Origin of the sequence: Streptococcus pseudopneumoniae (genome assembly GCF_001072375.1) — a bacterium.
In the GTDB taxonomy this organism is placed as follows: domain Bacteria; phylum Bacillota; class Bacilli; order Lactobacillales; family Streptococcaceae; genus Streptococcus; species Streptococcus pseudopneumoniae_L.
In genome coordinates, this window is the sequence record NZ_JVKV01000081.1 from 20,536 (window position 1) to 34,480 (window position 13,945).

General features: G+C 32.5%; 15 protein-coding genes. 4 read left to right on the forward strand and 11 right to left on the reverse strand.

Translation table 11 applies throughout. The annotated features are described in order from the left end of the window. The first annotated feature begins 598 nt into the window (after positions 1-598). The 4 genes from ADH31_RS06630 to ADH31_RS06645 are packed head-to-tail and all read left to right on the forward strand — an operon-like array spanning position 599 to position 1,843. Positions 599-844, forward strand: coding sequence for a hypothetical protein (locus tag ADH31_RS06630; protein WP_001813542.1), 246 nt, complete (start codon positions 599-601; stop codon positions 842-844). Beyond that, the gene (locus ADH31_RS06635; protein ID WP_000806926.1) at positions 841-1,176 is read left to right on the forward strand and encodes a hypothetical protein; all 336 of its coding nucleotides are present in this window, start codon (positions 841-843) and stop codon (positions 1,174-1,176) included. Before ADH31_RS06630 ends, ADH31_RS06635 begins: the two co-directional genes overlap by 4 nt. A gap of 12 nt (positions 1,177-1,188) precedes the next feature. Beyond that, on the forward strand, positions 1,189-1,557 hold the full coding sequence (locus ADH31_RS06640) for a hypothetical protein (RefSeq protein WP_000567222.1): 369 nt from the start codon (positions 1,189-1,191) through the stop codon (positions 1,555-1,557). Further along, positions 1,544-1,843, forward strand: a complete 300-nt coding sequence (locus tag ADH31_RS06645; RefSeq protein WP_001072467.1) for a DUF5960 family protein — start codon at positions 1,544-1,546, stop codon at positions 1,841-1,843. The genes ADH31_RS06640 and ADH31_RS06645 overlap by 14 nt, the downstream gene beginning before the upstream one ends. A gap of 117 nt (positions 1,844-1,960) precedes the next feature. Here the strand turns inward: ADH31_RS06645 and msr(D) are convergent, their stop codons facing one another. The 11 genes from msr(D) to ADH31_RS06695 all read right to left on the reverse strand — a co-directional run bounded on the left by msr(D) (position 1,961) and on the right by ADH31_RS06695 (position 13,889). After that, positions 1,961-3,424 carry an ABC-F type ribosomal protection protein Msr(D) gene (gene msr(D), locus ADH31_RS06650; RefSeq protein ID WP_049509696.1) on the reverse strand — a complete coding sequence of 488 codons (1,464 nt, stop codon included), beginning with the start codon at positions 3,422-3,424 and terminating at the stop codon, positions 1,961-1,963. Positions 3,425-3,543: 119 nt separating this feature from the next. Beyond that, positions 3,544-4,761 (reverse strand): macrolide efflux MFS transporter Mef(A), encoded by a 1,218-nt coding sequence (gene mef(A) / locus ADH31_RS06655; protein WP_000417519.1) that lies wholly within the window; start codon positions 4,759-4,761, stop codon positions 3,544-3,546. Between the two features lie 385 nt (positions 4,762-5,146). Continuing rightward, positions 5,147-5,317, reverse strand: a complete 171-nt coding sequence (locus ADH31_RS06660; RefSeq protein WP_000873143.1) for a hypothetical protein — start codon at positions 5,315-5,317, stop codon at positions 5,147-5,149. Between the two features lie 628 nt (positions 5,318-5,945). After that, entirely contained in the window at positions 5,946-7,628 is a 1,683-nt protein-coding gene (locus ADH31_RS06665; RefSeq protein ID WP_000811441.1) for an ABC transporter ATP-binding protein, read from the reverse strand. A gap of 2 nt (positions 7,629-7,630) precedes the next feature. Next, positions 7,631-8,368 carry an ABC transporter ATP-binding protein gene (locus tag ADH31_RS06670; protein WP_001244586.1) on the reverse strand — a complete coding sequence of 246 codons (738 nt, stop codon included), beginning with the start codon at positions 8,366-8,368 and terminating at the stop codon, positions 7,631-7,633. 135 nt (positions 8,369-8,503) lie between these two features. Next, the gene (locus ADH31_RS06675; protein WP_049509698.1) at positions 8,504-9,244 is read right to left on the reverse strand and encodes an ABC transporter permease; all 741 of its coding nucleotides are present in this window, start codon (positions 9,242-9,244) and stop codon (positions 8,504-8,506) included. 277 nt (positions 9,245-9,521) lie between these two features. Continuing rightward, positions 9,522-10,151 carry a TetR/AcrR family transcriptional regulator gene (locus tag ADH31_RS06680; protein ID WP_000113543.1) on the reverse strand — a complete coding sequence of 210 codons (630 nt, stop codon included), beginning with the start codon at positions 10,149-10,151 and terminating at the stop codon, positions 9,522-9,524. Between the two features lie 661 nt (positions 10,152-10,812). Beyond that, positions 10,813-10,953: a hypothetical protein gene (locus ADH31_RS10105; protein ID WP_006151551.1), complete on the reverse strand. Its 141-nt coding sequence runs from the start codon at positions 10,951-10,953 to the stop codon at positions 10,813-10,815. A gap of 204 nt (positions 10,954-11,157) precedes the next feature. Then, on the reverse strand, positions 11,158-11,679 hold the full coding sequence (locus tag ADH31_RS06685) for a hypothetical protein (RefSeq protein WP_000097857.1): 522 nt from the start codon (positions 11,677-11,679) through the stop codon (positions 11,158-11,160). Beyond that, positions 11,669-12,355 (reverse strand): DUF3800 domain-containing protein, encoded by a 687-nt coding sequence (locus tag ADH31_RS06690; protein ID WP_000933618.1) that lies wholly within the window; start codon positions 12,353-12,355, stop codon positions 11,669-11,671. Before ADH31_RS06690 ends, ADH31_RS06685 begins: the two co-directional genes overlap by 11 nt. Before the next feature lie 526 nt (positions 12,356-12,881). Further along, positions 12,882-13,889 carry a DUF5677 domain-containing protein gene (locus tag ADH31_RS06695; protein WP_000763879.1) on the reverse strand — a complete coding sequence of 336 codons (1,008 nt, stop codon included), beginning with the start codon at positions 13,887-13,889 and terminating at the stop codon, positions 12,882-12,884. Between the last annotated feature and the right edge of the window lie 56 nt (positions 13,890-13,945).

The window sequence follows — 13,945 nt, forward strand, 5'->3', positions numbered from 1 at the left end:
AGTTACTTTTGTTATTTTTACTTTTTCTGTATTATATCATATTTTGATTAAATTGTCATCTGAGATAGTGATTTTAAAAAAACTGGAAATTTTTTTAATTGTATATTTTGACAATAAAAAACATTTTTATATCAATTTAATGATTTTAGAGCGTTTTTAGCTTATTTGATTTTAAAGTTGTCGTCTATTCCTCAGGATTACTTGAAGAACAGGAAAAATTCGACAACAAAGTAGTCGATCTATTCAGTTATAAAACCTATGAAGGTCTTTCTGCTGGAACTGGCCACTCCTACTTTGGAGATGTAGATTATACTCTTACTTATTCAACTGAGAATATCCCTCATGATTTCTCCTCATGTGCTGAGAGCTTTCTTCTATACTAATAGACGAAAGGGTGTGAAAATGATTTTTAAATGATACTGTGGAACGGAACAGTAGCCCTAGTATTGACTACTGTCGTTTCTATTCATATTGGCTATTCTAGGACTGAGATGAAAAAATCTATAAATGCTCAGAATAAAATTGAACCCGCAAATCTCCCCAAAACAATGGTGAGTCATGTACTTGTATTATTCCGAAAAAATACACCTCTGGTGCAGTGAGACAAATTGGTGTATCTTATAGTGGCTTCGTAGATGAAAGCTATACTCTACTATCACTCTTTGATGATGTAGAACAAATTGAAAAAGATAATAGACTTCAGACAGCTATTGATGTTGTCAGAGAACAGTTTGGTTTTTTAGCCATACAAAAAGGAACCGTCCTAACTGAAGGTTCCAGAAATATTGAACGCAGTAAACTTATCGGTGGTCATTCCGCGGGTGGATTGGAGGGATTAAAATGAAACAAGAAAAAAATACAGTACAATTTTCAGAAATCCGTAGCAAAGGATGTAATGATATTGAAATGCTTGAAAGATTTTTACATGGAATCGTTGAAACAGCAACTTCAAAACTTCGTCAGAGAAAACTCAAAACAACTGAAATATCGATACGACTAGTACATGCTAAATCTGAAAACCGATTACCATTGGAATTTACATTTAGCATTAAGCCAACAAGCTCATCTGTGATAATCTATACTGAGGTAATCAATCGCTTTAAAGAATGTTACACAGGTGGGGGAATTCAAGGTTTTACGATTCAATTTGATAAAAATACCCTTGCCTCTGCATAGAAAGGATTTGATATGATTGACCGTTCATATTTACCATTTCAATCAGCAAGAGAGTACCAGGATACAAAGATGCAAAAATGGATGGGCTTTTTCCTATCTGAACATGCATCAGCACTCTCTGATGATACAAACAAAGTAACGTACATGTCTGACTTATCACTAGAGAAGAAATTATTACTCCTCAGTCAAGTATACGCCGGGCAGCTACGCACACGCATTCAAGTGATTGAAAAAAACAAGCGTGTTTCCTACACTGGAACAATACCAAGTCTGACCAAAGATTTCATTTTGATAAAAACTACAACAGGTCACATCAATTTGAAATTAAAAGACATTATTAGTATTGAACTTGTCGAGGAGGTGCTCTATGAATCAGCTTGAGTTTCAGCGTAATCACCTACAAATGGACTATTATAGCGAGAGCTACCAAGATTTTGAACGTGACTTCTACCGCTACTCTAACATGAATATTCCATTGACCTTCCTAACTGATGATATCCTAAAAACAATGGCGACTTCACGTAAGAATTACTTTGTCCTCAATAAGGAAAAGTCCAGAGATAACCGCGATCACTTCTTCATATTTGAAGTAAGTACCGTAGATGAGAATCCGCTAATCTATCATTATACATATAAGAAAACTACAATATATTTAGCAGAAAAATAGGAGCAGTTCAATTGACTGTTCCTATTTTTAATATTCATAAAATCTAAAGTCTTTATACTCTTTAACAATGGAGTCGCCAACCAGAACAGACTATACTGACCAGCGACTACCTTAAATTTAATGTTTCAGATTTATTTTCTTATCTCTAATTTCATAAACTACATCTGCTACATTTTCGAGTAATCGTTTATCGTGGGTGATAAACACGATAGTTCCGGTGTACTCCTTCATTAGTATTTCCAAAGCCTCTAAACTTGGTATGTCAAGGAAGTTACTGGGTTCATCCATTATTAGGATGTTATATCTACCCATGAGCATTTTAGCAAGCAACAATTTTATAATTTCTCCACCGCTTAAAACAGATAAACTTTTTCCAATATCGTTCTGTTTGAACCCCATAGATGCTAGCACTGAACGAATTTCTGATATATTGTAGTCACAATCCTTCTGCATAAACTCCATAACATTCTGATTACTGTTGTACTTGTAACCATTCTGTGCAAAGTAACCTATTTTTGCCTTAGGCGAAATAGAAATTCCTTCTTCATGGTTTAAGATCATTTGGATTAAAATTGTTTTTCCGATTCCATTACCACCAGTTAACGCCACTTTTGCTCCTAACGGAATTTGAAAAGATGCATTTTCAAACAGAGCCTTATCCCCAAATACTTTATTAATTTCTGCACCGACTATAGGGTATGGATTATGGAGCTCCAATGCTTTACTTTGCCTGAAACGAATTCTGCGAATGCCTTCCGGAGCTTCTACTTTTCCTAAGGCCGCAATCCTGTGCTCTAGGGTTTTAGCAGCATTATACATCTTTTTTTCCTTACTTCCTATTGATTTTTGATGAGCTAAACGCCCTCCGTCTTCAGTACTTTTTTTCTTTGAAGAACCTTTTGCCTTCTGTTCTATTTTACGAGCCTGTTTTCGCTTTTCCTCCGCAGCCCTTTCCAATCGGGCACGTTCCGCAATAAATTGTTCGTATTCTGCAGCTTGGCTCTTACGTTCTTCCTCTTTCTGACGAAGATAATCAGAATAGTTTCCCCAATACTCAGTGATTTTGCCATCTTTCAGTTCCCATATTTTATCTACTATTTCATCAAGAAAATAGCGGTCATGGCTAATAACTAACAGTGCACCTGTAAAATATTTTAGCTGTCCTATTAGAAAATCAATTCCTTCACGGTCTAAATGGCTCGTAGGTTCATCCGCTAAAATACCATGAACCTGTGCCGATAAGGCCTGTGCTATTTTAAGCCTTGTTTCTTCACCACCGCTCATAGTCTGTATATTTAATTGCTCAACACCTAGCTTGCCTACAAGTGCAAAATCTTTTTCCTCCTGCAGAGTTACTTCGTCCAACTGGGGAATATAGGCAAGTTCACCCAGACGATTCATTTTACATCCTGGGGGAGTTAATTCTCCTAAAAGTACCCTGAGTAAAGTGCTTTTTCCAGCACCATTTGCTCCTACTAAACCAATACGGTCATAATCATATACTTCTAATTCATTTATATCTAAAACATCGCGTCCTTTGAATTCCACACGAATGTCTTTTGCTTTTAATATTAATTCCATAACATTTCCTCCTGTCTATAATCGCATGCTTTCATTTGCTTGTATGCAGGGAAAACCCTGCGATTTTAGCAGGAAGAGTTACATGAAAATAAGATACATAAATATTCCTCCAATATTGTTTATTTTAAATCTAATTTTCTAACCTCAGTTATCATTTGGCAAACTATAGCAATGCCAATAATTAAAATACCTGATAGTAAAAACCAATGATTTACACCGATTTTATCAGCAAAGAATCCAGAAAGAATTAACCCAATTGGCATAGCAAGTGACATGATACTTCCGATCAAAGAAAATACACGTCCTAAATATTCAGGCTTAATTTTCTCCTGAAAAAGAGCTGTTTGCACACCGCTATAAAATGGCACCGAAAGCCCCATTATTGCACAGCAAACTACGAATATTACAAATCCATTTGGAGGAAGTATTCCCGAAACGGCTAAACTGGTCCCCATTATAAAAAATGAACTTGTTATTAGTAATACATGCTTTTCGAAGCCCCCTAATCTTCCTAATAATAAGCCTCCTGCTAGCATCCCAAATGCAAAGGAAATTTCCGTAATAGAAATATGCACAGGCGTTCCATTAAAGTGTTCCATGCTTATTAAAGGAAATAGTGCATTGATTGGCATATAAACAAAAGTATATAGTGTTCCTAAGAGTAATAAGGCAAACAATCCTTTGTTTTGTCTCAGAACCACAACTCCTTCTTTCATCTCCCTTATGAAATTTGGTTCTAAACTTTGCACTTGATTACCCAGCTTAGGTATACGTACAATTGCTACCGTAATAGATGCAATCACAGCACCCAATACGTCGATGGCAATAATAGCATTTAAATCCCAAACGGAGTATAAGAGTGCTGCAACTGCCGGACTAACAATATAGCTTATAGACTGCAAAGACTGACTATAGCCTGCGCATTTCGTTAGCTGTTCTTCTGGTACTAAAAGTGGTGTAACCGCATTGAGTGCTGGGGTATGAAAAGCTGTTCCAATGCTACGGATAAACAATACTATCATAATCATCCAGACAGGTAGCTCCATACAGAATGCAACAATAGCAAGCACTGCACCAGCTGCTGCGATAATTAAATCGGCACCAATCATTATCTTCTTCCTATCATGACGATCCACTAGCACACCAATGGCAGGTCCCAAAATCGCATAGGGTAAAAAACCTACTAATGAAGCCATAGACAAGACCATCGCAGATCCTGTTTTTTCTGTAAGGTAAAAAATAATCGCCATTTGCAGGATGGCACTAGTGATTAATGATACTGCTTGCCCTGCCCATATTGCATAAAATTTTCGTTTCCAATTGTTGTATTTTTCCATTTATATTATCTCCTGCATATTATTTTGCTTGAATTTCTATTTTGAATAGCATTCTAGGCAATAAAAAATGCAGGCCAAACCCCACAATGTGGCTTTTGGTCTGCATACATACAATTTGGAAACATTCATATTAAAGACATAGTTAAATAAAGGTATAGTTAAATAACCAATATCCTCACCGTAACTAATGAATGCTCAATATCGTATAAATAAGCACAACAAAAAAGCCTATCATCGGGTATAGATTCTGCTTTTTTTATTGCCAGCTTATCTTAAACGCATTGAGGCTGTCATAGTTTCGGTTCCTCCTACATCTTTGTTTATATCAATTTATAGTATAACACAACAAGATGATATGTTCAATATAAAAGTTATGGAATGAGACTCATACTTCCAATTCGATGCCAGATTTAAAGGATATGACGAAGTTTTCTTCATAGACTGTAACGCTCTGGATTATCTTCCTTAGTAGCAAGCGATTAGCTTTCACAAAATCTTCTGTTTGTAGTTTTAAAAATTCATCAGGATTTTCTAACTCAACCTCAAAATATTTCATTTTACATTCCCTCATTTCATTTATTGATAAATTGAGTTTGCAAAAAAGAGTGGACAATTTTTGTCTACTCTTAACCTTTAAAATAGTTTTTTTTAATCGATTTGAAGTTGCCTAAATTATTACTTATTCGGTAAAATGAAGTATTGCTTTCAACAGATTTCCTTCAACTACACTTCACTTGATTCAAACAAGGTGGGTACATTTCTATTCCCACAAACTCCTTGTCAATGGAAACAAACACGTACCCACAGGGTAAATGGAAATAGAAACTGATAATTTCTAGCTATCACTTCTACTCATTCCAAAAATTTTCTCACTCTGATACTTACCCACCATAAAGCAAAAAGCCTTGCAATCAAGGCTTTCATTATCCCTTTCGTTCAAAGGTTTCTAAGCTTTTACGAGCAGAGCGACACACTCAGCGGTTCGCTATCTCCGTTCTGTCTGCGTGCTAGCACTTGTCAATCACGGACAGCTATCGCATGGGCGGAAGTAAATGCTAATCTTCGTCGTTTTACTCCTTGACTAGCAAACTTACCGCCTCAACATGTGGTGCTAGCAAGCTTATATATTATAGAACGAAAAGGATAGAGTGTTTTATAAAATTATACTATAAAATGAAAGAGAATTACACACTCAACTCAAACAACTTATAAAACTCACCTCTCCTATCCATCAAATCACTGAAAGAACCATCTTCAACAATAACGCCATCTTTCATAAAGAGAATTCTATCGTATTTTTTCAAAATGTTCTCATTCAACTTGTGGGTTACTACAAGTGCAGTCAAATTTTGAATATCCAAGATTGAACTTTCAATTTCAGTAGTTACTTGATTATCCAAAGATGAAGTAGCCTCATCCAATAATAAGATTGGTGTTTTTCGAATCAAGGCACGCGCAATACTAACTCTTTGTTTTTGTCCGCCAGATAGATTTGAGCCATTCTCTCCACATAAAGTTTGTAGACCAGATTCATTTTCTAAAACATAACTTTCTAAACCCGACTGCTGTACAGCTTGCTTTATTTCCTCATCAGTGAAGGATTGATTAAGAGTAATATTTGCTCTTAAAGTATCATCAAAGATATAAACGTCTTGTTGAACAATTGTCATTAAGTTATAAAGGCTCTCTGCTGAAATAGCTTGCAAATCTATATTATCAATGGAGATGTGCCCACTTGTTACATCGTAAAAACGCAGTAATAGATTGAGCAAAGTTGATTTCCCACTCCCTGACATTCCAACAATTGCAATTTTTTCTCCTTTTTGAATCTTCAAAGATAAATGGTTAAAAATTTTTTCTTTAGTATTAGGGTAAGAAAAGTCTATATTTGAAAAAGAAATAACATCATCGAAATATTCTTTTGTTTCACCAGTCTGAAGCTCAGTTACATCTTTTACCTCAAATGCATCTAGTGTTGCCTGACCTTCACGAAATTTACTTATTCCCATTCCAACTTCATTCAGTGGCATTACTACAAAATTGACCAGTTGAACAATAGCTGTTACACTCCCAATTGTGGTAGAGCTATTAAATACGAGATACATCCCTCCACCAAAGGCTACCAAAAAAACAATCATCCCTGAAAGCTGTGAAATAACATTAGCTAAAACGTCAAATTTCCCTTTTATAAAATTTATTTCATCAAATTTTTCACTTTCATGACTATAATCCTCACAGATAGCATCTTTCACATTAAAACTTTTAATAACAAGAAATCCTGCTAAAATATCTTTAACCTTAGCTAAATACTTCTGATCGGCAACCATAGCTCTATTTTGTAAAGAGGCTGATTTTTGTCCAATAAATCCTGAAATCATCATCGGAATGATGCTAGCAATGATAACTAATAAGGTCAAAAACCAATTACCTATAAACATAGTTAGAAGTGAAAAAATCATTAAGGAAAGGTTTTTTGAAATATTAAAATACTGGTATAGATAATCTTGCTCAATTTTCTTCATATTTTCGGTTAATACGGAAATAAATTTCCCTGATTTTTCTTTAGAAAAGTCTCTATAATCCCTATCTAAAATAGATTGGAACACCTTGTTTTTGTATCTTGACATGATTTGCCTAACAAGTTTATTTCTCAATCGAAGAGATATAAAGTTGAGTGCTGCATAGATGAAAATAACAGTAGCTCCTACTAGTACCGCTTGAGTTAAGGCTTCTTTATTTTGGGACATGCCACTATCAATAATACCTTTAATAGAATAAGCAAAAGCAATATTAGTTAAAGGGACCAGTATATTAAATATCATGAAAGCATAAAAAGCCTTCTGATGGTTCTTTATCAATTGTTTCATCCTTAATCTACCTCATAATTCTTAATTTCATTTAGAAAATGTGACATAAAATATTCTTCTAAGTCAATATTCTCTCTCCTAATCTCTTTCATAGAAACCTGTTCTACAATTTCTCCATTTTTGATAAAGCCAATTTTATCTGCTATCTGTGAAATTTCCGATAATATATGACTCGATATTAGAATAGTAATTCCATGCTCCTTAGAAAGCGACAACAAAAGATTTCGAATTTCTTGAATCCCTATTGGATCTAAACCATTGATTGGCTCATCTAAAATTAACAATTTAGGTTTTGTTAGAAAGGCACGAGCTAAACCAAGCCTTTGCCTCATTCCTAACGAAAAATCTTTTACTTTTTTAGTCGTATTTTTTAAGCCGACCATTCTTAAGGCTTTTTTTATATCTGATTCAATAATATTTTTCCCCATATATTGAGCGTGAATTTCCAAAATTTCTTTTGCAGTGCAATTATCATAAAAAATTGGTGATTCAATAATACTTCCAATCTGACTTAGGATTTCTTCTCTGTGTTCTTGTAGATTTTTCCCAAAAATTTCAATACTACCTGATGTAATTGTTGATAAGGTTAACATACATTTCATTAACGTTGTTTTTCCAGCACCGTTCGGTCCTAAAAAACCATAGATTTCTCCTTCAGCAATTTGAAGGTTGATACCACTTAAAATTTCTTCTTTATCAATTGTTTTAAAAACTTCTTTTATTTCAACAATATTTCTCATTTCTATCTCTCTTTCTATATCCAGCTTTAAATGAAAGAATTTTTCTCCTGGAGCATAAATACCAACTTATACAGCCTCTTTTTTTATAGAAATCATCAAGGAATTATCACATTCCTTCAATTAAATTCAGCTATGCTACTTGATACTAATATCTTGTCTTGAAATATTATAAATTGAAAATGAAGTAATCATTAAACTTATGAAACTTGCAAATATCAAAAAGAATAAGTTATCAGCAATATTATTAGATAAACTTCCTGGACTGGCATTCGAAAGTAATGCTGCTAAACCAAGTCCTGTAAGCATTGTTATAGCTGTTGAATGCTTAATCATACCTAAAACAAATGGTAATAACCCTATTAGTACTGTTCCAAACGTAATTCCAGCTAAGTTAATTAATTGATTAGCTACAGGGATACAACTAGATTCAGTTACAACAGCCATGAATCTAATGAATATTTGAATAACTAAATGTGCAGAAAAATGGGCAATAAATGATATTAGGATGACTAAAAGAATTTTTCCCCATAGTAACTTTATTTTAGAAATAGGGTAAGAAAACAACTGAAAAATTGTTCTTCGTTTAAATTCATCAATGATAATCGTAGATAATAAATAAGATTCGAAAATCAAAAATGCTGCTTTTGTAAATAAAGATGAAAACAATGAAGCTACAATTGCCCAGCCTTCCCATTTACCAGTAACTCTAATAACATTAGAATCCTGACCAGCGAATTCTCCTAGTTTATTGTCAGTACCTAAACCCATAATAATGATTGCTGTAATACCTAACACTATAAATATAGTACACAACCAGGCTAAAAATAATTTAGATTTAGAAACTTTATTTAATTCAATTTTAATAAGCGACAACATAGATTATTTCCTCCAAAGCGTAAATAAAGAATAAACTATTCAGACTAATCTCGACAAATATTTAAAAATAAGCTTATTCTTCAGACAATGTTACTATACATACTATCGGTATGTATATACTAAAAACAAACATACCTTCGGTATGTATAATAGATTTTTAATAACACACTTAAAGTATGTTATTTTTTAACTATAAATTATGTAAGATAATTTATTGAATTGATAACACATAAATAGAAATTAGTATTAACATGAATGTCATGCGACTACTTATTTACTATTTTTTTAAGTGATCGAATAAGTTGAAAATCACCTCCATCATTTCATCAGAAATTAACTGTACCCCTAGACCTTCAAAAGTAAGTTTAATGAAATTCATTTTGCGCTTTAATTCTACTAATGAAAAAACGGAAATTTGAAAACCAATCCAAATATTTAGAGTTAAAACAATTAAATCTGCTAGCTCTTCTGGATATTCTGTTTTAATAGACCCATCTTCAACTCCTTCGTAAACTTTTTCTCTAATTTCGGGTAAAAAATCAGAAAATAGACCTAGATACTGCTCTCCTAACAAACGTGGACTTCTAAGCATGATTGAGGCAGAGTAAACGAGCCTTTGGTGTTCAAAATTAGAGAAAGAGTCCATCAAAGAATTTTGTATCTTTTCTAACCCAGTATTTCCTCTCCAATTATAATTTAAAATTTCTTGATTATTTTCGCTAATGATTGTTTGCAGTATATCGTATTTAGACTCAAAATGATGATAGATAACACCTTTTGTTAATCCACCTAACCCATCTATGATATCTTGTATTGACGTATTATCAAATCCTTTTTCTAAAAATAAATTTTTAGAGACCTCTAGTATTTTTTGTCTAGTTTCATGTGAGTTTCTATTTCTTGCCATTCCAGTCCCTTTCTATCATACCAATGGTATGTAATTCTATTGTAGTGGAAGTAACTAATAATGTCAAGTTCTTTATTGGAATATGAAAAACCTTTATAATAAAGGCTTTTCATTATTACTTCGCTACAAGGTTTCTAAGCTTTTACCAGCAAAGATACACACTCAACATGGGTTTTAGAGGACTAAATGGAGTCTGAATTGCCTGATAGAGATGTAGTATTGATTAAGCCATCAACAAAAAATGTACAAAACAAAAATAAAGTACACTACTTAATGAGTGCACTTTATTCTTCTAATTCAGTTTTATCAATGGTTTAGCTCTAGTTAAATCAATTGTACATAAACTTTTAGTTTTTTTTTGGAACAAAAATATCCTAAAGTCTACCCTATCAAAGTGAAAACTGGAAATTTATTAAACCTGAATTTTAGTGAGAATATACTTTACTAAAATCATATAGTTAAAGTCTGACAAGGAATTTGCCAGACTTTTTGTCATCAGTGTTCTTTAATATAATTCATCCCTGATTGATTCAACAAACTCCGTGTAAAAGCGCTGAATGGATTGCTTAACATAATCAGATTGGCGGTCATCAGTCCCATCTAACAATCTCTGATAGCTATCCAAAGATTCTACATCCTTGAGTTGACTTCAAAGGTGTGCCTAATACACCGGCTTCTCAAAGTCACTAAGAAATCCTTTTAGCGATTCTTTTTGCATTCCTTGGTAAATATTTTTATCTAACCGAATACCAAGAGTGTTTAACTCAGTTGATAGGTTGTCGTAAAGTTCTTGTAAGTCCATAATGTACTCTTTGTAAATAAATTTCATGCGGGAATAGAGATATCCATTTGGACATTTGGGAGAATATCTCTGAAATTATTGCTGTCTGTTAATTAAATACTTGCAATATTTTATAGTTTTGGTATAATATAGTTAACTCATCGACCAAGTTGTTGAAGGAGATTGCGATTACGTCCCTAATCATAGGGACGTTTTCTGTTTTTCTCAGTTAGTTTTATATTTATCGTATTCTTTCAGTTTCTTTCGAAGTACATTATCATAGTGTATGTAAAATGCTGTTATCAATAAATAGTAACTAGGTCTTTCTTCAAGTACAATAAAATAGCGATCTACTGGATCTAATAAAAATATTCTATTAGATTTTTTATACGGTCGTTCATATATTAAGAAACAATCTTGTTTGCAAATCTTGTTATGATCCGTTTCTATTGCAGGTCTTAACCAACATAATCTTTCGCTCCTTCTTAAATCAGGTTCTCGTTCTTCTGAATCTATATCAAAATTTTTACAGGTAAGATGAAAATAACTATCTTCTTTACCTTCAAAATACGGATACGACTTTAACTCGACAAATTTCCCTCTAAAAGTTATCTTGAAGTTGAACAATTGCTCTAAAAATACATTCTCATATAAAAAATCATCATAAAGAGCATAGTCACCATTAAATTGATCAAGTGTTATCTTCGGAGGAAGGATAGGACAAAAATCTGTTACGTTACTGCTCATCACTTAACTCCATTTTAAAAATATTGAATTTTATTGCGTTATACTTTGTATTCGTTGTTAACTCATGCTTAGCTCTATTAGAGATTAAATTACTTAGCCTGATTCTAGCTAAACTACTTTCAAAGCTCCTATTTTTATAAGCTACTGCCCCTATCAATAGGTCAGCTAATTGCATTATTGAGTTTTCATGAGAGCGAATTTGTTGAATATTTTTGATATGTTTGGGTGACTGCTTCCAGTTTTCAAGAATATTCTTTAACTTGTTAACTTTTAAAATACTATTTGTGTCTTTTATATCTATAAAAACGTTAACATCATCCTCAAAGAGAAATTTTCTTACTAAATAAAAGTACTGCTTATAGTAAAAATCATCGTGGGTTTGATTATATTTCTTATGGTTTAATTTATTTTTGTCTATTATAACTACTCTAAAATTAAGATGCTCATTATCAAAAAAATAATTTACAAGATCTTCATAAAAGGTAATTTTAGAATTTGAAACTTTCCTCCACTTTATTTCAGAACGTGAAGAAATACCGTGTTTTCTTTTTATTTCTTTTATCTCCTTATAGACAATATTCCTTACATAGTCTGGACAAGAAATCCCTCCTATTAACATTACACTCTCACCATCATTTTCCAAATGACAAGACTCATCACAATATAAGTTGAGCATCTTAATAACTCCTAATTTTTGTAGTAATAATTCTATTATACCACGAACCCCCAGTAAAACTAAGACTTACAAAGGATTATTCTTCAAGAATTAGTATGTATTTTTAAGAACAATAATCTAAAATAGATTGGAGAACAGACATCTTACTTCGGTGTCTGTTTTTCTATACCTAAAAATGTACTTTTGCTCTTCATCAACTTCACCAAACTTTCTTCTAAAATATACATTAAAAAATCTCCTAATGGACTACAATATAGATACCACGATGAACGTTATTCTAGCTTTTTCAATTTTACATAATAAAATAAAGTACATTTTTCAAATAGTCTACATTACTCCTTAAACTCAGTTGTATCAAGGGTTTATCCACTGTCTCGGGAAAAGTACAAAATTTTTTAGTTTTAACATGTAGTAATTTTCAATGAAAACTTTATGTATACAAATAAAAAAAACAATATATTGTGTTTTGCTGAGTCTTTAATAAAAATAATTTTAATTTTTTGTACTTTTTTATTCTATCAAATATCTATCTTAGACTTAAATTTTTTTCATTATTCCATAATTTGGGTTCATCAGGAAAAATATAGTCATGTGTTTTAAAATATTGCTCTCTTACCACATCAATCCACTTATTTAGCATTTTTGCAGCTATTATAGAATCACCAGATGGATATACCATCAAAAGCAACCCCGTAAGTTGCGCTATTGTTATAGCAGAGTGTTCACCAGGTATTGTTAGTCCATAATCAGTATGCCCTACACTTATTTTCTCTTCCCCGTCCATTAGACCTAATCGATTAAATGTGCCTTGTGATGATGCATGTGTGACTTCATTAGAGATTCGATATGGTTGTTGCCATAATTCTGATGGGAAATTGGATTTTTTTCTGATATCGTCAAAACTTATATATCTCTTTTTAGGACTAAATTCACCACAAGCTCTTGCCCATTCATAACGATCTTCTGTATTATGTGATGAAATATAAGCTTCAGCAACTTCCTCTCCATATTCTGAAATAAACGACGCAATAATATTTAATTCGTAAAGTGAACGCCATCTAGAATACGCACCATCAGCAAATCCATTTTTCATTAAAGTGATTATCTCTAAAAATTGTTGTAGACCTCTTCCGTGTATGTATTTTAAGGCTGTGTATTTATGAATAGATTTTTCTCTCTCCTTGTTATCAATTTTATTTACATAATCAGAATAATCTTTTACAGATTCAAGAACCATCATATACATGGTCTCAGATGTAGCAAACGCATTAGACCACTTTTGCTCTATTCTTGCAATTATTTCTGTTTCCTCTCCTCTAAACAGTAACGTATTCTCATGCATTATCATCTTAGCATCTCTTACCATTTGATTTGAAGTGTCATTAATCATTTCTAGATATAATCCTGAAAAATCAGCCTTTTCATATTTTTCATAAAATTTATCAATTTCAGATTGATTTTTTAATTCTTTTACATGTTCTACGAGAATTTCTTTTAGTGTATCTTTAAAAAACTGTCCAAATTTATCGGCCATTATAGCTCCTACCTTTTTAATAGTTTATACATAGTATTTATTGCAATAATCTTCTA

Bases quoted from the DNA above. Each gene is read 5' to 3' on its own strand.
- ADH31_RS06640 (WP_000567222.1), top strand. From the start codon at position 1,189: ATGATTGACCGTTCATATTTACCATTTCAATCAGCAAGAGAGTACCAG.
- ADH31_RS06685 (WP_000097857.1), bottom strand. From the start codon at position 11,679: ATGAGCAGTAACGTAACAGATTTTTGTCCTATCCTTCCTCCGAAGATA.
- ADH31_RS06680 (WP_000113543.1), bottom strand. From the start codon at position 10,151: ATGGCAAGAAATAGAAACTCACATGAAACTAGACAAAAAATACTAGAG.
- ADH31_RS06665 (WP_000811441.1), bottom strand. From the start codon at position 7,628: ATGAAACAATTGATAAAGAACCATCAGAAGGCTTTTTATGCTTTCATG.
- ADH31_RS06690 (WP_000933618.1), bottom strand. From the start codon at position 12,355: ATGCTCAACTTATATTGTGATGAGTCTTGTCATTTGGAAAATGATGGT.
- ADH31_RS06695 (WP_000763879.1), bottom strand. From the start codon at position 13,889: ATGGCCGATAAATTTGGACAGTTTTTTAAAGATACACTAAAAGAAATT.
- ADH31_RS06670 (WP_001244586.1), bottom strand. From the start codon at position 8,368: ATGAGAAATATTGTTGAAATAAAAGAAGTTTTTAAAACAATTGATAAA.
- ADH31_RS06675 (WP_049509698.1), bottom strand. From the start codon at position 9,244: ATGTTGTCGCTTATTAAAATTGAATTAAATAAAGTTTCTAAATCTAAA.
- ADH31_RS10105 (WP_006151551.1), bottom strand. From the start codon at position 10,953: ATGGACTTACAAGAACTTTACGACAACCTATCAACTGAGTTAAACACT.
- ADH31_RS06645 (WP_001072467.1), top strand. From the start codon at position 1,544: ATGAATCAGCTTGAGTTTCAGCGTAATCACCTACAAATGGACTATTAT.
- ADH31_RS06635 (WP_000806926.1), top strand. From the start codon at position 841: ATGAAACAAGAAAAAAATACAGTACAATTTTCAGAAATCCGTAGCAAA.
- ADH31_RS06660 (WP_000873143.1), bottom strand. From the start codon at position 5,317: ATGAAATATTTTGAGGTTGAGTTAGAAAATCCTGATGAATTTTTAAAA.